Raw genomic sequence first — 21,186 nt, 5'->3', positions numbered from 1 at the left:
ATTATCCTTTCATTCTTATTATTTCGACAAATTTCAACAAGATACCCCTTCTTATTTTCATTAAATATATACGAAAACGTCCCTGAATAGGGACGTTCCAAATCATTCCATGCATTCCGTGTGAGTTGTATCTATCTTTCCCTCCTAACCATATTCTATCTAATGCCTATATGCCTAGTGTACGATTTCTAGGGTCGTTATCATTTTTTTGGGTATCAAGAAAACAGGATGCTTTCCGTTTAATCACGGATAAAGCATCCTGTATATGATAGCGAGGTTGTATCCTACTTACTTCGCTTCATTAAGGGAGGGTGATTTATTGAAATCATCTGCGCCTTTCTGGACTTCATCAACATTTACAGCGATGGCCTATGCTCCGGCTGTTCCCTAATGACCGAACCATCATCCAGACGGAGCCATGATTCAAACTGACGTTCCCCTGCGGTCAGGCGGATAACCCGCGCTCCACGCGGGAATCCCTCTTGGCCATAGGTATTGTACCCTGTGGCTCGACCATAACATAGACGGATACCGTGCAAGCTCCCCCAGTAATCGTTCGTATGATCATGTCCAACGAACGTGCCTGCAACATCGCCCATTTCGACCATTGCGGCGAATAGGCCGGTATTAATTGGCGGGCAGCATACGTTCTCGAACTTATTTCCGTAACAAACCTCCCGCTCCCACACCTCCCGGTACTCCGGCAATGGAATATGGAAGAAAGCCAGGGCAGGAATTGGCGTTCCGCCATTGCTCGCTGTAATCTCCCTTGATTGTTGTACGTACCAGTCGACTTGATCGCGACGAATCCAATCATAGCCTTTCACATGCGGAAGACTTGAGAAGCTTCCCGAATCGAGGAAATATAGCGTTGCTGCGCAATGACCTACTCCGTCTTCAATCTGCAGCACGTAATTCCCATAACCGCTTATCTCTTCTGGGCCTTGCTCTGTAACAGAACATTCACAGCCAGTTACCGCATCCATGAATTGCTGCCTGGTTATTATCTTCTCTGTATCATGATTGCCGAAAACGACAGCCCACGGAATCCGCCGCTCTTCAACGACTTTAACGGCCTCATGAAATGCAGCAATCGGATCCTCACAGTTGTATCCGCCGACAACATCCCCCGTAAATACGACAAGATTCGGTTGTTCCTGCTCAAGAACTTGCTTCATTAGTAGACGAGAGTTTCTATCGGATTCTCTCCCATCTTTCCAATGAATGTCCGTAAACTGAACAATTGTAAAAGTGCCGTCTTCCCGGAATTTCAAGGGGTTTTTCATAATTTTACGCTCTCCTTCTCTGCTATAAAGTTCATTTCCTTAACTTTCATGTTATGAATCGACTCCTCGCTGTTTCCAGCTGTTTTATCTACTCGAATCACATTCGGCAAAGCCGCAAGCGCAGCCACTGCTTGATCTAACATTTTTGTCTTTGCTCTCACAGTCATTTTCATATAAACCGCGCTCCTGATTTCGCCGCCGAAGGACCTTTCCCGATTTTCAATATGTGTTTCGCGGATTTGAATACCCAATTCCCTAAACTTGGCGAAGATCATACTTACATTTCTCTTATCATCCCATACTTCTAAGGTTAGACTCACCTTACTACTGGAATTCAAGAACCTTCTTTCTACTTTGTTTAGAAGAAATAAACTGACTAGCATCGCAGCCGTTGCCAATGTCGCGCCATAATAAAAACCAGCTCCAACGGCAAGGCCAATGGCTGCAACTACCCAAAGTGAAGCCGCTGTTGTCAAGCCGGACACAGAAATGCCTGTTCGCATAATCGTGCCCGCTCCGAGAAACCCAATCCCGCTTACGACTTGAGCAGCCAGGCGCGATGGGTCCAACCTTACATTAGGCTCATATGCAAATTCGGAAAAACCATAAATCGACAGTAACGAAATAAGCGCGGAGCCCAGGCATACTAGAATGTGAGTGCGAAATCCGGCAGCATGATCGCCCAACTCCCGTTCGAACCCGACAATACCGCCAAAAATAACTGCAATGACTATGCGCAGGCTTAATTCCAGAAAATCGATTCGCCAGACCTCGGGATTTAAGGCGACCATAAATTCCACACTCCCGCTTTCGTTTTATTTAATCAGCTATCCTCACGTCAATATTTTTTTCATTCAAAGCATTGATCCACTCTGGCGGACAGTCTCTATCCGTAATAATCAACGACACATCCTGAATAGCAGATATTTTCGCAAAAGTCGTCTTTCCCATTTTCATATGATCCGCCAGTACAATCGCTTCGTCCGCCCGTTCTATCATTTTTCGAGAAACGCTCGCTTCGTTTACGTCGTAGTCGGTAATTCCGTCAACAAGCGAAATGCCGCCAACAGAAATGAATGCCTTATGTACTTTGAAGTGATCCAGTATCTTTTCAGTCATTGTGCCCGAAGCAGATTGCAGATTAGCATTGATTTCACCGCCGGCGAAGATAATCTTGCCTTTAAACATTTCCGCAGCAAGCTGCAGCGCCGGCATGGAGTGTGTTATAATCGTCACATCCGTCCGTTCTCGCAGATGCGAGATGACTTCAATCGTCGTCGTCCCATTGTCGATCATAATGGTCTCGTTTGCTTGTACAAGACTAGCTGCCAGCTTGCCAATAGCTGTTTTTTCCTTGTGATTGATTTGTGCCCTCTGGATGAATGGCGGCTCCCAGCTATCTGTACTCAACACAGCGCCCCCGTACACCTTTTTGAGCTTCCCTTCCTTCTCCAATCGATCCAGGTCTCTACGAATGGTTTCAGGAGATACATTTAATTGTTCGGCCAGCCAGTCCACTTGGACTTTCCCATCTTTTCTTAGCTTCTCTACTATCGTTCTCTTGCGGTCTTCGAAGGTTAACGACATCATTCCATACCCCTTTCTTCAGTTGCTTATTCGCCCATTCCATGCTGCAAGCGTTCAATGAGACCAGGTAATTCAAGCAGGCTGCCAACTTCAAACGACGGTGCATGGTCGACAGAACAGGCTGAAGCATGATGATTAATCCATACATTTCTCATACCCACTCCGTTCGCGCCTTTAATATCCGTGTTAGGGTTATCCCCAACCATCAAGCCCTCTTCCGGTGAAATGCCAAGCAATGACATTGCGTATAGGAAGATCGATTCTGCCGGCTTCCCTGCGCCGAAATCGCCCGAGATTACAATATGATCAAAATACGAGGCTAACCTCGGTATGGACTCCACTTTCTCTCGCTGCAAATCAGGAGCTCCATTCGTCAATAACAGCAATTTATATTTGTCCTTAAGCACGTCAAGAACAGGGAACGTCCCCTCGTAGATAATAGGCCTGGCCCGTCTCTCCATTGGGAATCGCTCAGCAAGCTCTTCGCCCAGTTGCACATCATCGACGCCTACTTCATGCAGGCCGCGTATCCATGACTCTCTTCGATAGCCGGGTGATAGCAACTGCAACTCGCGGAACTGCGGAAGCGCTCCTTCATCAAATCGTGCCCATAATGCCTCCAAATGTGTTATTTCAATCATCTTGGCGAAGGGATACACCTCGAATGATTCATATAACGATAGAGCCTGCATTCTAACCGCCGCCTCCAAATCGAACGGATTGATTTCTGGATGCCGAGCAACTGCATGGGCACAGGTCGCGGAAAATGCTTCATCAATCCCGCGATCATCCCATAGAAGCGTATTGTCCAAATCAAATAAGACAGCTTTAATATCCATAACCAAGACCCTCCGTGTACTTTACTCTATTGGTTTTGACCACTTCGCTCACACAAATTTCTTGTAAAAATTGAAATAGACTGCCAATTTGTATGTTGTGGAATATCATTTCTTTCTTGCTTATGCGCCATTACATCATATCTTAAACAACAAACATGCAACAGTAAACATAAATATTAAAGAAACAACAACTTAAATCAACAAACCACATAAAAAGAGAACAACCAAAAGTGCTGTTGTTCTCCTCGCTTTGTATGAATATCTATACCGTTATCCAGCCCTTTTGCTCGATGAAAGAGCTGTATTGGGCACAATAGCGCTACCATTCTTCGTTAGATCTTCGGAACAGCTTATTTTGCGAAAATAACGTTAGCATTCTTCGTTACATTAGGCGCTTACTCCTCTTCATTACCATTATTCGATGCAGACTTGTTCTTGGTTGCATGGAAGGAAATTATTCTCCAGCAAAGCGTTCAATCGGCTGAGGTTCCATATGTTGTCAAAATTGTAATCTGGTCCGCGTCGATATGACCTCATTCTCGGCAAGGATGGCGCGTGATCGTCAAGCCTCTTCTTCGATCGACTTGCCAAGCGCGTCCAGCATAATCGTCGTGCCATGCTCGCGCATCTCCGGCGTGTCATGTCCGTCGACAAACGAACCTTGCTCGGTGAAAATCAGCTTCGTTCCTCCTTCGACCGGGATGAGCTCTACCGTCGTAACAGAGACGGAGATTCGCGTATCATCGGAGTCGAGCGTATAGCTGTAGATAATGCGCTGCTCCGGAATGATTTCCTGGTAGCAGGCATCGAAGGTGAATACAGGACCTTCAGGCGGACCGCCTTTGCTGTATTCGCGTCCCCCGACCCGGAATTCGAAGCTGTCCGCTTTCGAGAACCATTTAGCCTTGGCAACGGGATCCGACCAGGCCTGGAACACCTTAGCGGGCGTTGCCGCATACGTCCGCTCCACGACGAAGGTAGCATGTTTGACAAATCGTTCAGTCATTGAAATTCCTCCTACTAGTTCGATTGTTATTCCTCATTCGGGTCAGCCAGAAAATGGCCCAGAGCTCCCAGACGATGCTCCCAGCTCTTCTGCCGCTCGATAACCAGCTTCTCATGGTTCTTCTTCATCGCCTGCAGCAGCCCCGTAAAGTCTTCCACAGTCAGCGGAGCCTTCTCCTGCATCGACCGCGACACATGTTGGAGCTGCTCGAGAAGCTTCTGCTGCAGCTTGATTTGCTCGTTTAGTCGCTCCATCTGCAGATTAACGATCTCCAGCGGACTGAACTGTCCGTCATGCAGTGCCGATTTGATCTCCTCCAGAGACAAGCCCAGCTCCTTAAGCGACAGGATCTGCTGCAGGCGCGACAGATCGCCTTCATCGTATAGCCTGTGCCCGGAATCCGTCTGGCTGGATGGCGAGAACAAACCGATTTGGTCATAGAACCGCAATGTCCGCACGGTGAGGCCCGTCAGCTTGGCCAGATCTCCCACCTTCCAAAGTCGCTTCATCGCAATCTCCTTCGTTAGCGCTAACTCCCTTACCGGTAAACCTAGTATAAAACATGACGTTGCGTAAGGCGCAAGCTTATTTTTGAATGAATGGACAACTCCGCCTCAAAATTGTACGAGGGCTGCTCCTTAGGGAGCAGCCCCGATGTCATTTCAATCCGAATAAACCTTCCGCAGCAGAGCAATCGCCTCTTCGATCGTAAGACCAAACGATTTGTAGTAAGAGGCGTCGACAGCCATCTGCTTCAAAATCATTTCTTCTCGAATTCGCAGCTTCTCCTGTGGAGAAAATTCCGCTACGAAACAGCCTTTCCCCGTTATGGTGTTAATTAAGCCGCAACGCTCGAGCTCCTCCCAAGCTTTCTTCACAGTAATGATGCTGACACGCAGTTCCTGTGCCGCTTGGCGAATGGGCGGCAAGCAATAGCCGCTCTCTAGCTCGCCTTTCAAGATTTGAGCGCTGATTTGCTCGAAGAGCTGCTGATAAATCGGTTTCTCCGAGGTGTTCGAGACGGCTATGTTCATTGGATTTCCACATGCAGGAACCGCTTTACCCCAATGCGATACGCAATTGCCGTGCATGCCGCGAAGATTGCGAGTCCAATGATCAGAAGGAAAGCCTGCAACAGCGTATCATGGGCCCCGGAGCCGTAAAACCAATCATGCACATCAGCGTTCTGAATGCCGAGCCACTGAACAGCTCCGGCGAACAGCACTGCCGCCGTAATGGACGCGACGGTCGCCCAGCCGTATTTATAAGCTGTTTTGTAATACATGATGATGAAGACGAGATTGAAGAGCCCCAGCATAATCAGGCAAAGTCCCCAGAAGCCAAGATGCGGCGGGAAGAAATAGTAAATGATATTCGGAAACAGCTCCAGCGTGAAGATGCCGGAGATCATGGCCGTGACAATATGCAGCAGCTCGAGAAACACAATGGCCGCCACCCTCGCTCGCACCATATCCTTCTTCGCAACAGGCAGCATCGCCATAAACATCAGATCGTTCTGAGTCTTGTAGCCAGCAAAGATGTTCGGAATCGTAATCCAGAAAAAATACATCGGAACAAGAAAATAAACCCAGCCGGGAATGAGCATCAACACGGCGGTTATAAACGGCATGACGAAAAACATCGGAGGTATGCCTAGTTTCAACTCTTTCATGAACAGATTATACATGCGCCGCATCCTCCTTCTTCGCAAAATAAATCATAATTTCCTCCAGGCTTGGAACGGCCGCTTTCAGACCGCATGAAGGGTTGAAGTCTTCGGAACGTATGAGTCCCGTAAAGCCGAAGGAATTGACCTTGTAGGAAATCAGCTTATCCTTCACCTGGCTCAGCTCGCTCTCGCTGCCGTTCAGCAGGCGGTAGGCTTCCATAAACGCATCCTTCTCGGAGCTGCGAATAATGGTCCCGTCGGCAATAAACGTAATATAATCCGCGCATTTCTCCAGATCGGAGGTGATATGGGTCGAGAACAGAATGCTGATCTCTCCGTCCATGACGAGCTCCTGAAAGATGTCGAGCAGTTCGTCTCTTGCGACCGGATCGAGCCCGCTTGTCGGCTCGTCGAGAAGCAGCAGCTTCGCCCCATGCGACAAAGCGAGAGCAAGACTGTATTTGACTCGCATGCCCGTCGACAGCTCGGATACCTTCTTATTTTCATCCACTTTGAATTTCCGCATATATCTGGTATAGGCCGCATCGTCCCAATTTTTATAGAAAGCCTTGATGACATCGGTCAACTTCTTGATCTTGCTTCTCGTATAATAATCAATGCCGCCAAAGGTATAGCCGATTTCTTGCTTCAATGCAATCTCTTGCTCAGCCATGTTCCGCCCCAGAATACGAACCTCGCCGCTGTCCGGACGAACCATGTTCAAGACGGATTTGATCGTCGTTGTCTTGCCCGCCCCATTAGCTCCGATGAAGCCCATAATATAGCCCTTCTCCAGCTGAAACGATACGTCGTTCAACTCGAAATTGGCATACTTCTTATTCAAATGCTTAATGTCTAAAGCCAGCATATCGTACCTCCCCATTAAATTGTGTATGTTGTGTATGCACAATATATCATGAGGGCATAATCCAAGTCAACTTTCAATTGCTGCGTCGCATATTTGATGGCAGAATCGTCGATCTTGGTGCTTGGACATGGGATCCTAACGAAAACTCATAACGTTAAACACCTGAATCTCGGGCCAGCGTAAATCTAACGAAGATTGGTATCTTTATGTCATCAAAACGAGTATGATTGCGCACGAAACCATGAAATAAAACGATAGATCTTCGTTAGCTTTGAATGGGGTGCCTTTTTAGGACAATAACGTTATCAGGCTTGTTAGTGCTCCTCCTATCTCCATCAAGCCACTTATCGAGATCGTATGTTTTCGTTAGCCCTGAAATTTCACACGCTATTATTGCAAAAAAGCCGCTGATAGCAGCGGCCTTCCGTCGATGGTCGATATGCGGTTAGTCGATCTTGTAGCCGTTGATTTTCAGATGCGCTTGGAAAATATCCTTCGAGGAGGGAAGCTCCTCCTGCGGCGGCCAATGATCATGCTCCCAAATGCCGGCATGCTTTAAGGCTCTCGGACAATGAATGAAGCATTCCTCCACATCCACGACAATGCCAAGCAAGGGCGCTTTGCCCTTGAAGCTCAGCTCCTCAAGAACCGAGTGACCGTGAATGATCGACGCCCTCCCGTTGACCCGCAACACCTCCTCCATGCCCGGAATGATGAACAGAAGCCCCACATGGGGGTTGCCAAGAATATTGCGCAAGGAATCGACCCGCTTATTGCCCGGTCGATCCGGAATGACAAGCTGATACGGATTGGCGACATGCACGAAGCCTGCTCCGTCTCCCTTCGGAGAGACGTCGCAGCGTCCATCCTCGCCGGAGGTGGCCATAAACATCATCGAGGACATGGCGATATAGGCGGCAGCCTGTTCGTCGATCATCGCGATGCTCTTCATCACGACCGCTTCATGCGGCTTTCCCACCAGTTCCCTGAGCCGCTCTTGCGACTCTACCAAATGATTCTGTATATCGAGTTTCTCCATTTCGATCTCCTTCTGCGGCAAAGCCGTGCATCATTTCTCCTCTCTACTTCGACGGCAGGAGGACTAATTCCTATGTCAGCTTTGCATATCCTGCCCGGGAAAGGGAATTCATACGCGAATTCGCGAACAATCCCAAGAACGGACAAGTTCTGCCTATCTATTTTCTTAATATAAGAAAAATTTCGAAAAATCGGGAAATGGACGGTCGACAAGGCCCCAAGTACTCTCTTAAGAGAGGGCGCGGGGGAGGCGGAACAGGAAAGCGGCAAGACAATGAAAATGGAAGCATGATGCTGGGAGGGAAGAGTTGATGAGGGTTTTGGGAAAAAGGCTTGGCATGTTGGCGGGAATGGGCTTGATGCTTGTTCTCGGCTCCGCGGCAGCCTCGGCTGCATCGTTGGATAATTCCTTCGAATCGGGAACGGCGGGCGGAGCCTATGGCCTTGAGGACTGGATGGACGCGGATTGGAGCGCGCCGTGGCTGCTCGGCGACGACAGAAGCGAGGTCGATGACGAGATCAGCCACAGCGGCTTCAAATCTTTGAAGATCCTCTATCCGGAGGGCAAGATCGGACCCCAGGATTCGGGCTATCAGGCTCCCTTCGAGCTTGCGCCTGCAGATGAATATTATTTGTCCTATTGGGTAAGATTCGACGAGGATTTCAGCTGGGGATCGACGCAATTCGGCGGTAAGCTGGGGATTGGACTTGCGGGCGGAGCCTCTTGCTCCGGCGGACAGATCTGCACGGGCGAGAACGGCTTCAGCTCGCGTCTCATCTGGCGGAAGGACGGACAAGCCGCCGTCTATATCTACTCCATGGGGAATGCCGGTCAATACGGGGACGAAGCCGATCTGACGTATTATAACGGATCGCCCATCTATTATCCGAAGGAGGAATGGTTCAACATCGTTCAGCGGGTGAAGGTCAACACGGTTACGAATGGCGAAGCCAATCCCGACGGCGAAATTCAAATCTGGTACAACGGACAGGAAGCGACGAAGGTGACCGGTCTCCGGTTCGTGACGAATTCGGACAAGGTGGACAAGGCTTACTTCTCCACCTTCTATGGAGGCGCTACCGAGGATTACGCGCCGGCGAATGATTCGTACATCTGGTATGACGATGTGAAGGTTTCCTCTCTCCGCTCCGACATGTGCGAACTGGATAAAGGAGGATGCGACTACAAGGATCCGATGATGGACTATCGCATTGCGCCGATCAGCGTTACGGCCAGTGTCTATGAGGAAGGCAACGGACCCGAGAATACGATCGATGACGATTTGACCACGCGTTGGTCGGCCGAGGGAGAGCAGTGGATTCAGTATGATCTGGGCGAGAATCACGAGCTGTCGCAGATCTCGCTTGCTTTCTACCAGTCGAGCATTCGTTCGACGATCTTCCGAATCGAAACCTCCGAGGACGGCGAAGCATGGAGCACGCAGTTCGACGGGCAAAGCTCCAGCCGCTTCACGGAGCTTGAGCCGTTCGCGCTCGATCATGTAACGGCGAAATATATTCGAATTTCCGGCTCCGGCAATACAATCAACAACTGGAACAGTATTACGGAAGCGGTCATCTATGGAACGGAGAAGAACGGCGGCAGCGGGGAAGATACTGATCCAGGGACGGAAAATCCCGGCAATGGCGACCCTGATGAAGACGGCGGTTCAAGCGGTGGAGATTCAGGGGAAGGAACGCCGGACGGGGGCAGCGGGGGCTCCGGAAATGGGAATTCCGATGATGGGGGTCATACAGGCGGTGAAAATCCGGGGACAGGGACGCCTGACGACGACGGAAATAACGGCAGCGAAACTCCCGGAACTGGAGCGCCTGACGACGACGATTCCGGCAACCAGGATTCGGGCACGGAATCATCCGAAGTGGATCTGACGCCTGTTAAATCCGCCATCGCCGGTCACTGGGCGGAAGCAAGCTTCATTCGCGCAGCTGAGCTGCGTATCTGGGATGTGCCGCAGGCCGGCGAAGCCTTTCATCCCAATAAACCGATTACAAGAGCGGATTGGGTGCGGCTGCTGGTTCGGGCATTGGATCTTCCCGCTCCGCCCGCCGGAGCCGGCGCCTCAGCCTTCGCCGACCTGGCGGGGCTCGATGAAGCGCAGAAGACCGCCATCGCCTCCGCCGCGCAAGCCGGCATCATTAACGGCTTCGCGGACGGCAGCTTCCGTCCGCAAGCGGAAGTGGCGCGCGCACAAATGGCGGTCATGCTCGCCCGGGCGTTGAAGCTGGCCTCTGCTGCCGAAGCGTCGTCGCTTTACGCCGACGACGCGGCGCTGCCGGATTGGTCACGCGACAGCGTATATGCGCTAAGCGCGCAAGGCGTCTTGCAAGGCCGCGGCGGCAAAGCATTCGCTCCCGAGGCTGCTACCTCCATCGCTGAAGCGCTCGTCGCCTTGCTGCGAGCGGTGGACTTGACGGCGGCGGCTTTGCCGTCCTCGTAGCGGACGAAACTTGATATTTTTTCTAATCTGCTTGCCCTAAAGCTCTAAGCACGTCTGCGTCCTTTAAACGCACTCTGCAGGCCCTTCAACAACATTGCTAACGGTCGTTCGTGAAGCTGAGCGCTGCTTACCAGCGTTGCAGCTTCGGATGACTCTCCGGTTGGCGCTCTAGCGCTGATTACCAGCACTGCAGCTTCGGATGACTCTCCGACTGGCGCTCTAACGCTGCTTACCAGCACTGCAGCTTCAAAAGCGGAACCAACTGAGGTGTTCTACAAGTTGGTGATTCACAGTTAATCGACAGCCTCATCGGGATCTTTGAACTCACAGCTATCGAAAAGACATTTGAACTCGTTCCTCCGTCGCGCCTCTCAAAGATAGAAATCCCGCAATACCGGCGCCAGCGACTGCGGCTTGACGATATGCGTTTCTCCCGGCAGAACATGCAGACTCGCCCGAGGCAGTGTGGCGGCCAGAGCCTTCATCCCGTTCTGCATCCACGCCGGGCTCTTGCCGCCGCAGACAACGAGCGTCGGGATGCCGACGGATGACCAATACTCGGCCGGAAGCGGCTCCCCTTGCTGGAAGCGCTCCGTAAGCAGCGTGTCGTAGGGAAGCGTGTGCGCGACCGCCTTAAGCTTCGACCAAGCCGGCATAAGCGGCATGATGAGCATTGCAATTGCGGGAAGACCAACACCCTTCCTCATAAAATGCTTCACGGCCGCGCTGCGACGATCAGAAGCAAGCAGCTTGTCAAAGACAGCGGCATAGTCTCTCGGCACCGGCAGCCGGCTGCCGTCTACGACGAACGGCGCTTCGTACAGAGCGAGCTTCGTCACGGAAGAAAGCCGCTTCGCCGCCTCCAGAGCGAGCGCCGCTCCAGAAGAGATACCGTACAAACAGGCGGAGCCGCCTGCTTCCTCGATAATCGCAGCCACATCCTCCACTTCCCGTTCGATCGCGTAAGGCTTCGCATCGCTGCTGTCTCCCCGCCCTCGGCGGTCGTACGTGTACACTGTGAAGTAAGCCGACAGCAGTTCGGCGAGCGGTCCGTTCGGGCCGGAAGCCCGATAGCAGAGCGCCCCGTCGACCAGAATCAAGACCGGCCCTCCTCCGATCCTCGTGTAACCGATTGATGTTCCGTCCTTCGAAATTACACTTTTCATTGCTTACCCTCCCGCTTTCAGACTATTGTTTCGCCTGTACTATGACGACGAACGCCAGCCTTGCAAATCGACATGATCAATACGTCGCGAAGCTCGCGTTTGAAGATATATTCGGACGAATCTAATCTACAATATTCCTGGTATAGTACGCGATAATATCCTTGCGGCGAATAATGCCGAGGAAGACGCGATCAGCGTCTACGACGGGAACGAAATTCTGATCGGCAGCCAGCGCCAGCATGTCGTCCAAATCGGCGTTAATCTCCACGCATTCGACCTTCATCCGTTTTTTGATGGAGAGGACGCCTATTTCATGCATCGTGTCGAAGCCGAGGCCGGGCGTGGCTCTCATCTTCCATAACAAATCGCCCTCGGAGAGCGTTCCGAAGTATAAGCCATTGTCATCCAGAATCGGAATGGCTGTAAAATGGCTCGCTTCCAATTTATCCAAAGCTTCCTTCATCGTAGAGGATGTCTTAAGGTAAGAAACCTCGTTCTTGGGGTACAAAAACGATTGAATGTCCATTCCATCACGCTCCTTGCATAAATTAAACCATATTTCGCGGCATTTCGCATGCGAAGGATTTGCTCGCGGCATACCAGCCTTTTTTCCAACTTTCTTGCATGTAGTATTGACTTAAACCATGGTTTAAGTCGTATCCTATACCTGTCGACAGATTGAGATTTCTATTGGAGGACTCCATATGAACTATTATTCCATCAGCGAGGCGGCCGCCAGGTTCCACATACCAGAATCAACGATTCGTTATTATGAGAAAAAAGGACTGCTTCCGCTCATGGAGCGCGATGAAGCCGGACGAAGATTGTTCTCGCCGAATCAAATGACCATGCTTGAAATCATTATTTATTTGAAAAACACGCGCATGCCCATTCGTACGATCAAGCAATATGTCGATCTGGTAATGGAAGGCGACCACACTACGCCTCTCCGGCTTGAAATGATGCGGAAGCACAAGCAAGCGGTGCTGGATGAAATGGCGTTAATGTCGGAATCCCTCGCAGGGATCGAGAAGAAAATCGCTCGCTATACGAAGCGGCTGCAGGATAAAAAGCAGGTCGTTCACGAAGAAGCAGGGGCAACGGCATCGACCAAATCAATTAGAAAAGAGGAACCATGATGAAGCTTACAGGAAATACGATTCTCATTACAGGAGGCAGCGCGGGGATTGGACTCGCCTTCGCGGAGCGTTTTATCAAAGGCGGGAATACTGTCATCGTGTGCGGAAGACGCGAGCAAATGCTGCAGCAAGCAAAGGAGAAGCTGCCTGAACTCATTACTCATGCCTGCGACTTGGGTACGGAAGAAGAGAGAGTCGCTTTGTTCGAGTGGGTGACTGCGAACTATCCAGACGTAAATGTGTTAGTGAACAATGCCGGCATCCAGCAGAGATTCGACGTGTTGAAGGCCGATTCGAAGAAAGATTGGCCCTCTTTCAACAAAGAAATGACAACCAACTTAGAGGCGCCGATTCACCTCTCCATGTTGTTTGCTCCCAGCTTTGCGGCGAAAGAAGCGGCTGCGATCCTGAATGTGACCTCCGGCCTCGCCTTCACGCCGTTTGCCATCGCCCCGATCTATTCGGCAACGAAAGCCGCGCTGCATTCCTTCACCATGAGCCTAAGACATCAGCTCTCGGAAACAGCCGTAGAGGTTATCGAAATTGCGCCGCCTGCCGTGAATACGGATCTCGGCGGCAGCGGACTGCATGTCCACGGAGAACCGCTGGACGCTTTTGCCGACGGCATCTTCAAGGGGCTCGAGGAGGGCGCGCAAGAAATCGGGTACGGCACATCAGCGGAACGCCTGCGCATGTCGCGGGACGATATCGACGCGTACACGGAGAAGATGTATCAGGCCACCAAGCGTATGGTGGATTGAAATCCCTTGCCTCGCCCCCTCCTTGCAACAATTGCCCGGCGGGACGCCAGTCCGCTTACACCTTGAAGCTGGAGACGATGTCCCTTAATTGATCGGCCAGCCGCGCGAGGGATTGCGTGGCCGCCGCTCCTTCTTCGGAGATCAGCGCCGCCTCGCGACTGGCAGCCTCCATCTCTTGCAGGCGAAGCCGCACCTCTTCGACTTGCGAGAGCTGCTGTCCGTTATGCTCGGCAATGCTGCCTGCCAAGCCCGACAGCTCATTGGCCTGAGCGGCCTGTTGCTCGCTTGCCGCGGCGATCTCCGCAATCATGCCGGATGTGTGGCCGATACTGTCGAGTATGGTCGCGAACCGCTCCCGTGACATTGTGGCGCTGTCCGTGCCGGCCTCCACCTCTGCGACGGATTGCGCGATTTTCTCTTGCGCTCCGCCTATCAAGCCCGCGATTTCCTCGGCCGCCTGCTTGCTGCCGTCGGCCAGCTTCCTGATCTCCCCCGCCACGATCGCGAAGCCTTGGCCGTGCTCGCCCGCTCTCGCGGCCTCAATCGATGCGTTCAGCGACAACAGATTCGTCTGAGCCGTTATGCTGCTTATCGTAACGGTAATATGACCGATTCGCTCCGAATACTGGGTCAAATCACTCATCAAACCGTTAATATGGTTCATCAGCGACAAGGTCGCGTTAATCGTGCGCTCCCCCTCCTTCGCCGCCGCAATCATCTCGGCGGATGATCTTGAGGCGTTATCCGCATGGCTGGCGATGCTCGCAATGGAGCTGTCCATCTCCTCCGTCATGAAGGTGAGGGTTTCCACCGTTTCCTGCTGTACGACTGCCGATTCCGCAATTGCCGAATAGCTGTCGTTCACCGCCTTTGCGATTCCGGCATGCTCCGCGCTTCCTGCCGACGCTTCCTCCGAGCTGGCGGCAAGCTCCTCGGCCGTAGCCGCCAATTGCTCGGACGCGCTCTGCGTTTGCGCAATGACTGCTTTCATGTTCGCCTGCATGACCGCGATGGAACGGGCCAGAATGCCGAGCGCGTTATTCTGTTTGCTGTACCGGTCCGGTACCGTCTCCGTCAGCGATCCCTCCGACATCTTCCTCAGCAGCGCGGACAATTTCTCGATTGGCGAGATAATTCGGCGCCTCAGCAGAAGCACGATAAGAAGCAAGATAACAAGTCCGATTAACAGCGTGATAACGCTGAACGCGAACAAGTCGCGATTCACCTTGGCGCTTTCGATGAACTGATTCTCCGTGTAGATGATCCCGACAGGCATCCGATCGATGCCCGCAACGGAGGCATAGACTTTGCCAAGATCGTAGGAAGCCGCGCTTGTCCGTTCGAACAGCAAGAAATCCGGATTGCCGGTTGCCGCGCCGAGCCGGGCTTCCAAAGGCTCTCTCTCCAGAGTGGAAGAAGAAGCGATGAAGGCGCCGGAAGGCGTCAGCACCGCAACCTCCGTATGTATGGTATTGCGGACTTGTTCCAAATCCTCGGCCTCAAGCAATCGGCCGAAGATCAAGACACCCGTAGGCTCCGCCTCGCCGTCGTCGTCCGTGACCTTGGAGACCGCTGCCACAACCAGCCCTCCAGACGTATTGACGAGGCCGTAGAAGCTGTCCTCATTCTGCAGCCTCTCCATAATTCCAGGCCATTCAATACGATTCATAAGCTCCTCGGATTCACCAGCCAGGGAGATGACGCTTCCGGAGAGATCGGCCGTCGCGATGAAGCTCAAGCTCGGGACGGTATCGAGAATGCTGTTGACATTCTCCTCAATCCAAGCCGAATCGCGATCGACTATCGCCGTGCGGAAGTCGCCCCAATGAGAGTTGGGCAATTCAATATCAAGCAGATTGCTGCCCAATCCGTCGATCAACAGCTTGGCCGATTCGTTCGAATGGCCGGACGTCTCTTCGCCGACCTTCGTAAGATCCGTTGCAATTGCATGCTTAAGATAACCGCCTAGCGCAAGCATCGGCAATACCGCGAATAGAATGGCCGCGCCGACTATTTGCACGGTCAGTGAAGATTTCAACTTGCTTGATTGTTTCGGATTAAACAACAGAATTCCCTCCACAGAGCAATAAGATTTGCTGAATCATGTCGAAATGAAGCAATATTTGACAGCAACCCCATTATATCCGGATTGTTCACCGCCATCCACTAAAATTTCGCGCAGCGCGAATAACCCGCTGGGGCGCCTTATGAAAGACGCCTCGCTTGCGGGCCGCCGTGCGATATGGGAATAGACGCTTGCTCGTCCTTAATATTCTCCCTTAATGACGAAGAACGAGCCTCGAATGGTTCCAGCCAGCTTCGACTTCTGCCTCGCGAATTTGAACTTCTCTTCGAGCTCCTTCGGCACTTCCATTCCTTCGGAAAGCTTGAAGCCTACAGCCCGCTTCTTAGGGTCGTCCACCGTATACATCACATTGATCGAGAGCCCATCCTCGTAGAAGACATAGGTGAACTTAATGTTCTCCACTTGAAATTGCGAGGTTTCCAGGGGCTTCGACGCAAATTCAATATTGCGTTCTTCTTTCAAGATCCGGTTCGCATAAGCAAGGCTGTCCTCGCTTTCGCTTGCGGGCACCACTGTGAATTCATGCTTGTATTTGTTCATAAAGTAACGGGCTTCGTTCGCGCGCAAACCGGCAAGCGCCTCTGCTGCAGGGGAGGATTCCAAACCAACCGTGGACACATTTTTAAAATCAACAATATAGGACATGTTCATTCCTCTTTTCCCTTCCAATTGGACACCATTTGGTGACGTTTTTATTGTAGGACACCGCTTGGTGTCGTGTCAACATCATTTCGTGATTTAACAGGAAGGTTCCATAAGTATCGATGCGCAAGGCTGCTCCACATAATCAACAAAGTCGCCAGAAGCATGTAGACTAAGGCATACTGCCAAAATGGAATGAGAATTTCAAGCCATCCCGCGGCGTATATTGGCATATCCAAAGCAAATACCGCCAGCGGCGCCAGCATCCGCCATCCGAGTCTGCTGCAGCAAGTAACGAATACAGAGAAAACACCTGATTTCAATACACCCATAATCGAGGCTAAAAACAAATCATCCCGATATATATCTTCGAATACGCCAAGGTGATAATGGCGCAAGCCAAGAACAGACAGTCCGTACATCACAGTTCCCGCGCCGCTCCAGGCTTGCATCCATAAACTGGTAAAGCGATAAAACACGCCTCCGGCATAAAGCCTCCCTACCCAAAAACGAGCCAAGAAAAAGAAGAAGACCAGCACGGCCCCCGTATACGACAAATTCCACCAATGCTGCTCGAAGATATGCAATTGATCAAATAAATACTCTACCCCCACCATTGCTCCTGCCAGCGCCGCGATTCCCCCTAATTGAAGACGATACAGGGAACTCAGCAGGCCGAGTGCGGGCAATATCATTAAATTGGAGACGACGGCTCCGAACGCATTGTCATAATAGCGAATGCTTAAAATTCGGGGGAAATACGCATAGCCGTCAAACAAAATCAGAACAAAAAACTCAGCGGCGTAGACGATTCCCGACAAGGTCATGAATACAAAAATAACGCCAAGCTGCCGTTGATGAAGCATGATTGCGGCAAGAAGCATAAGCGAAATTAAAACCAGAATCAAATATGGCACATAGCTAGGCAATACCAGCATCCTTCCTCCACATTCAGATTTTAGAAGTCTGTTGGTTATTGTTTGCAAATGGCGCTTGAAATAATCGAATCAAGGCGGAACGGCTGTATCGCTTGTGGCGGGGATACGATTCAATTCGGCGAAAAAAGAACAGCCCTCCTGTGCGGAGGGCCTGCGTTTTCTTCTGATCTGATTTGTTCGGTCAGGAATGAAGCTCCACTTGGCTGTCGTCGAGCAGGCGTTCGATAAACCAATCCATGAACCGTCCGCTGTCGACAGTCCGCGCCACCGCCATTTCTTCATTATTGTCCAATTCCTCTCAGTCCTTGCCCCAATCCTCCCATTGCCCTTCCTCAAGATAACGCACATTCGCTTTCGCGGGCCGCCACTCCGCTCTCTCGAAAGCCGAACCCCCAAGCAAAAACCTCAAATGAGGAAACGCGATGTTCGCTGCATCGATCCACTCCATGAGCTTGTTCACATAGCGCCGATCGGTAACGGAAACGGCAACAAACGATACATTCTGGTTTTGAATAATCCCGTTCAAATCCTTAAGCGGCGTATCCGGACCAAGATACAGCACGCTCGCGCCCCGTTTGCGCAAGAAAAGACTGAACGACATGAGTCCGAGATGATGACGTTCTCCTTCGGGACAGAAGGCAAGCACAATCGGCATCGCTTGATTAACGGGATAAGCTCGGAACAATGCCGATAATCTCCTCATAATCATCTCCGACGTGAAATGCTCCTGAACAACGGTAATATTCCCTGCCTCCCATTCTGCTCCGATTCGATACAGCAAGGGAATAATAATGCGTCGGAACGCCTCCTCGAAATCGTACAAAGCAAATGACAAATCTATCGTTTGTTCCGCTTGAGCGGAATCGAATCTCATACATGCGGCATATAGCTTATCGAGCAAGCCCTCATAAGATCGGCCGACTGCCGCGGGCTCCGCAGATGGTGCTAACGAAGACGAAAGCTCCTTCTGCTCGAGCAACTTTGCCGCTTCGCTGATTTTTAATCCATTCTTCTGAGTATGCTCCTTCAGAAAACGAAGTCTGGATAGATCCTCAACACTCAGCATTCGATGTCCGCCGCTGCTTCGGCTGGGAGAAATAACCCCGTATCGATTCTCCCATGCCCGAATCGTGACTACTGGTATTCCCAGAAGCTCAGAAGCTCGCTTCATGCTATACATACTTGAGTTCCCCCCTCACAATAATTATACATAATCAATACAAAATAAAAACTATTGTTGTTTTTGTATAGTTTTTGTATAATTATTTCATATAAATCTATACATAATAGAGGAGACTTCCAGATGGATTTTTCGAACGTGACAGCACACTTGGAGCATAGCGAGGAAAAGAAGCGTTTAGCCGCAATGGCGGCTATTAAAAGTCATCTGGCCATAATTGAATTTGATCTGGACGGCTTCGTGCTTGATGCCAACGATCTCTTCGCGCAATCCATGGGATATACTCCGACGCAAATGCGAGGTATGCGCCATAGCTCGTTCTGCACGCCAGAATATCGAAACAGCCCTGCCTACCTTGAATTGTGGGAAGGGCTGCGGCAGGGAAGAAGCTTTCAGGACAAGATTCAAAGAGTTCGCAAGGATGGCCGACTGCTATGGCTTGAAGCCACCTATATGCCGGTTCTCGGCGAAGACTCGCTGCCCGCTTCCGTACTGAAGATTGCAACAAACATAGATGAACGAGAGCAGACCGCCTCCCGATTGACGAATGATCTACTGCAAATGTCCAAAGAAACATTGGATCGCGCCTTGGAAGGCATAACCCGCAGTCGGACAATTGAGTCGGCTGTCGATCATGTTGTTGCCGTCTCTAATGAGAATATAACAGTTCTGCTGGAGCTGGAGCGCCAGTTCAAATCGATTTACCGTATTGTCAAGTCCATTAAGGACGTCGCCGCACAAACCAATCTGCTCGCCCTTAACGCAGCAATTGAAGCCGCCCACGCAAAGGAATACGGCTTGGGTTTCTCTGTGATCGCCGGCGAAGTGCGCAAGCTTTCGGCGCAGGTCGAGCAAGCAACGAAAGAAGCGAACCAGTATGTGTTTGAAATTAACGCTTCAATCGAGGAGGTCGGGGATTGCACGAAGCGCTCGCAACAGCTAGCCTCTGAAAGCAAAGAGCAACTGCTGCAAGCGATTCGGGTTTTCGAGCAAATGGAGGAAGCAGCCCATCAGCTTGATAAGAAGGCAAGCGAAGTTAAATTGATTGTCAATTAGTCGAAGCTTCGGCTAACTTATCTCTTAGAAATTCCAGACACCTCCCGGCTTAGAAATTGGCGAACCGCAGCGTCTTGGCTCAGACCAATAGCACGGCTGTATGCAGACTGAGCCAAAGCCGGCCGATTCAATCGCTTGTAGAGATGACCGGCGAGCTCCCAGTAAGGCTGATAATTCAAGCTATCCGTTGAGAGGATGGCCTTCATTAAAGCAAGGCCGCGCTCTGCTTCGAACGCCTCCGCAACCGCCGCGACTCGGCCTACCCGTATGCCTGGCGCAGGACGCAGCCGCATGATTTCAGCCCAAAACCATGCAATAAGACAATCAATCTTCATTAGCGTGCCGCCTGGCTCCATCCAAGCCTCTTATCGAGGCCTTTCCCTGATGTTCAACCTGCAGCAGCTTTGTGGAACTAAGCAACTTTCAAAAAATTTTCGAACTACTCCCTTTACGAAAAAAACAGCCGATCTCCCGGACCGGCTGCCTGACTCGCATATTCAATAATCCTGCATCTTATAGCTCTAGGACACAGAATCTTCTCGTTTCCGCTCGTTATGCATTTCTCCCCATGCGCACATCGCTTCCGCTACAGGGATCAAGGTCCGGCCATATTCGGTTAGCGAATATTCAACCTTAGGCGGAACGGTGGGATAGATCGTTCTTTCGACGACGCCTTCCCCCTCCAGGTCCCGAAGATGCTGAGTCAGCATTTTCTGCGAAACATTCGGAATCAGCTTCTCCAGATCGCTGAATCGCCTGGTCGAGTCCATCAACTGCCACATAATCGTCGGCTTCCACTTTCCGCCCAGCACATGAATGACGGTCTCAATCGGGCATTCGCGCTGATGATTCATGATTTCTTCACTCCCTTACTTTTAAGTAAGTGCCGTACTTTTAAGTGCGTTCTTAACAGTAGATTATTACCGTTGTACAATGGAGTCAACAAAAATGATTCCAAATTCAAGGAGGTCCACGCAATCATGTATACGTATCTGTTATTCATCCATATCGCATCCGCCATAACAGCCATTGTCGCCATCATGGGCTATCCGCTCATTATGAGCGGCATTCGAACGACCGCTCAAGCCAAATTCGGGTTAACCCTGCAGAACAAACTGGCTATTCTGCCCAAGATCGGGGGAACTCTGCTCGTCGTCTCCGGTCTCTGGCTCGGCTTTCTTCAAACGTATCTCTTTCACCAAACCTGGTATGTCGTCTCCATTGCGTTATTCTTAGTCATTCTGTTCATCGTTGCCGTCATGCTTCCCTCCGGCATGAAGAAGCAGCTTGACTCCCTTCAACAAACGCAAAGCGATGCCTTGCCCGATGCCTACCGCCATAGCCGCAGACGCTCCGCGTGGCTGGAGGCAGCTGCCCATCTGGCCGTGTTCGTCTCGCTTATTCTTATGGTGTTCAAGCCTTTTTAGTCGCAGCCGATTAGCACTCACATAGACGGAAGAGCG

General features: G+C 51.1%; 23 protein-coding genes. 5 read left to right on the top strand and 18 right to left on the bottom strand.

Annotated elements, in window-relative coordinates:
- Positions 1-356: 356 nt before the first annotated feature.
- The 10 genes from HFP08_RS12095 to HFP08_RS12050 all read right to left on the bottom strand — a co-directional run bounded on the left by HFP08_RS12095 (position 357) and on the right by HFP08_RS12050 (position 8,294).
- Positions 357-1,286 carry a metallophosphoesterase family protein gene (locus HFP08_RS12095; protein ID WP_168120854.1) on the bottom strand — a complete coding sequence of 310 codons (930 nt, stop codon included), beginning with the start codon at positions 1,284-1,286 and terminating at the stop codon, positions 357-359.
- Positions 1,283-2,077: an MgtC/SapB family protein gene (locus HFP08_RS12090; RefSeq protein WP_168120853.1), complete on the bottom strand. Its 795-nt coding sequence runs from the start codon at positions 2,075-2,077 to the stop codon at positions 1,283-1,285. The genes HFP08_RS12095 and HFP08_RS12090 overlap by 4 nt, the downstream gene beginning before the upstream one ends.
- 28 nt (positions 2,078-2,105) lie before the next feature.
- A complete protein-coding gene (locus HFP08_RS12085; RefSeq protein ID WP_481856561.1) occupies positions 2,106-2,876 on the bottom strand; it encodes a DeoR/GlpR family DNA-binding transcription regulator in 771 nt (256 codons plus the stop codon).
- A 23-nt stretch (positions 2,877-2,899) separates the two neighbouring features.
- Positions 2,900-3,712 carry an HAD family hydrolase gene (locus tag HFP08_RS12080; RefSeq protein WP_168120852.1) on the bottom strand — a complete coding sequence of 271 codons (813 nt, stop codon included), beginning with the start codon at positions 3,710-3,712 and terminating at the stop codon, positions 2,900-2,902.
- Between the two features lie 562 nt (positions 3,713-4,274).
- Positions 4,275-4,718 (bottom strand): SRPBCC family protein, encoded by a 444-nt coding sequence (locus HFP08_RS12075; RefSeq protein WP_168120851.1) that lies wholly within the window; start codon positions 4,716-4,718, stop codon positions 4,275-4,277.
- A gap of 26 nt (positions 4,719-4,744) precedes the next feature.
- On the bottom strand, positions 4,745-5,227 hold the full coding sequence (locus tag HFP08_RS12070) for a MerR family transcriptional regulator (RefSeq protein WP_168120850.1): 483 nt from the start codon (positions 5,225-5,227) through the stop codon (positions 4,745-4,747).
- A 153-nt stretch (positions 5,228-5,380) separates the two neighbouring features.
- Positions 5,381-5,752: a GntR family transcriptional regulator gene (locus HFP08_RS12065; protein ID WP_168120849.1), complete on the bottom strand. Its 372-nt coding sequence runs from the start codon at positions 5,750-5,752 to the stop codon at positions 5,381-5,383.
- The gene (locus tag HFP08_RS12060; RefSeq protein ID WP_168120848.1) at positions 5,749-6,405 is read right to left on the bottom strand and encodes an ABC-2 transporter permease; all 657 of its coding nucleotides are present in this window, start codon (positions 6,403-6,405) and stop codon (positions 5,749-5,751) included. Before HFP08_RS12060 ends, HFP08_RS12065 begins: the two co-directional genes overlap by 4 nt.
- On the bottom strand, positions 6,398-7,255 hold the full coding sequence (locus HFP08_RS12055; RefSeq protein WP_168120847.1) for an ABC transporter ATP-binding protein: 858 nt from the start codon (positions 7,253-7,255) through the stop codon (positions 6,398-6,400). Before HFP08_RS12055 ends, HFP08_RS12060 begins: the two co-directional genes overlap by 8 nt.
- A gap of 445 nt (positions 7,256-7,700) precedes the next feature.
- Entirely contained in the window at positions 7,701-8,294 is a 594-nt protein-coding gene (locus HFP08_RS12050) for a pyridoxamine 5'-phosphate oxidase family protein (RefSeq protein WP_168120846.1), read from the bottom strand.
- 310 nt (positions 8,295-8,604) lie between these two features.
- On the opposite strand from HFP08_RS12050, the gene HFP08_RS12045 reads away from it, so the two are divergent.
- Positions 8,605-10,755, top strand: coding sequence for a polysaccharide lyase (locus HFP08_RS12045; RefSeq protein WP_168120845.1), 2,151 nt, complete (start codon positions 8,605-8,607; stop codon positions 10,753-10,755).
- A gap of 371 nt (positions 10,756-11,126) precedes the next feature.
- Here HFP08_RS12045 and HFP08_RS12040 read toward each other — a convergent pair whose 3' ends face one another.
- Both HFP08_RS12040 and HFP08_RS12035 read right to left on the bottom strand, forming a co-directional pair.
- The gene (locus HFP08_RS12040; protein WP_168120844.1) at positions 11,127-11,921 is read right to left on the bottom strand and encodes an alpha/beta fold hydrolase; all 795 of its coding nucleotides are present in this window, start codon (positions 11,919-11,921) and stop codon (positions 11,127-11,129) included.
- Between the two features lie 121 nt (positions 11,922-12,042).
- Positions 12,043-12,447 (bottom strand): CBS domain-containing protein, encoded by a 405-nt coding sequence (locus HFP08_RS12035; protein ID WP_168120843.1) that lies wholly within the window; start codon positions 12,445-12,447, stop codon positions 12,043-12,045.
- A gap of 178 nt (positions 12,448-12,625) precedes the next feature.
- Here HFP08_RS12035 and HFP08_RS12030 point away from each other — a divergent pair, with 178 nt between their 5' ends.
- Together HFP08_RS12030 and HFP08_RS12025 are read left to right on the top strand one after the other, a co-directional pair.
- Positions 12,626-13,060, top strand: coding sequence for a MerR family transcriptional regulator (locus HFP08_RS12030; RefSeq protein WP_168120842.1), 435 nt, complete (start codon positions 12,626-12,628; stop codon positions 13,058-13,060).
- Positions 13,060-13,821 (top strand): SDR family oxidoreductase, encoded by a 762-nt coding sequence (locus tag HFP08_RS12025; protein WP_168120841.1) that lies wholly within the window; start codon positions 13,060-13,062, stop codon positions 13,819-13,821. Before HFP08_RS12030 ends, HFP08_RS12025 begins: the two co-directional genes overlap by 1 nt.
- A gap of 55 nt (positions 13,822-13,876) precedes the next feature.
- Here the strand turns inward: HFP08_RS12025 and HFP08_RS12020 are convergent, their stop codons facing one another.
- From HFP08_RS12020 to HFP08_RS12005, 4 genes are all read right to left on the bottom strand, one after another.
- Positions 13,877-15,886, bottom strand: coding sequence for a methyl-accepting chemotaxis protein (locus HFP08_RS12020; protein WP_168120840.1), 2,010 nt, complete (start codon positions 15,884-15,886; stop codon positions 13,877-13,879).
- Positions 15,887-16,087: 201 nt separating this feature from the next.
- On the bottom strand, positions 16,088-16,552 hold the full coding sequence (locus tag HFP08_RS12015; RefSeq protein WP_168120839.1) for a phage tail protein: 465 nt from the start codon (positions 16,550-16,552) through the stop codon (positions 16,088-16,090).
- Positions 16,553-16,599: 47 nt separating this feature from the next.
- A complete protein-coding gene (locus HFP08_RS12010; protein ID WP_168120838.1) occupies positions 16,600-17,487 on the bottom strand; it encodes a hypothetical protein in 888 nt (295 codons plus the stop codon).
- A gap of 298 nt (positions 17,488-17,785) precedes the next feature.
- A complete protein-coding gene (locus HFP08_RS12005; RefSeq protein ID WP_168120837.1) occupies positions 17,786-18,667 on the bottom strand; it encodes a MerR family transcriptional regulator in 882 nt (293 codons plus the stop codon).
- A gap of 123 nt (positions 18,668-18,790) precedes the next feature.
- On the opposite strand from HFP08_RS12005, the gene HFP08_RS29510 reads away from it, so the two are divergent.
- On the top strand, positions 18,791-19,723 hold the full coding sequence (locus HFP08_RS29510) for a methyl-accepting chemotaxis protein (RefSeq protein ID WP_277345853.1): 933 nt from the start codon (positions 18,791-18,793) through the stop codon (positions 19,721-19,723).
- A gap of 17 nt (positions 19,724-19,740) precedes the next feature.
- Here the strand turns inward: HFP08_RS29510 and HFP08_RS11995 are convergent, their stop codons facing one another.
- Entirely contained in the window at positions 19,741-20,058 is a 318-nt protein-coding gene (locus tag HFP08_RS11995; protein WP_168120836.1) for a hypothetical protein, read from the bottom strand.
- A gap of 186 nt (positions 20,059-20,244) precedes the next feature.
- Positions 20,245-20,577: a winged helix-turn-helix transcriptional regulator gene (locus tag HFP08_RS11990; protein ID WP_168120835.1), complete on the bottom strand. Its 333-nt coding sequence runs from the start codon at positions 20,575-20,577 to the stop codon at positions 20,245-20,247.
- Between the two features lie 126 nt (positions 20,578-20,703).
- On the opposite strand from HFP08_RS11990, the gene HFP08_RS11985 reads away from it, so the two are divergent.
- Positions 20,704-21,150 carry a DUF2269 family protein gene (locus tag HFP08_RS11985; RefSeq protein WP_168120834.1) on the top strand — a complete coding sequence of 149 codons (447 nt, stop codon included), beginning with the start codon at positions 20,704-20,706 and terminating at the stop codon, positions 21,148-21,150.
- Positions 21,151-21,186 lie beyond the last annotated feature (36 nt).

The sequence above is a fragment of the Paenibacillus sp. HB172176 genome, assembly GCF_011947265.1.
GTDB lineage: Bacteria > Bacillota > Bacilli > Paenibacillales > Paenibacillaceae > Pristimantibacillus.
Note: the sequence above shows the minus strand (reverse complement) of the source record. Positions and strands in the feature narration are given on the sequence as shown.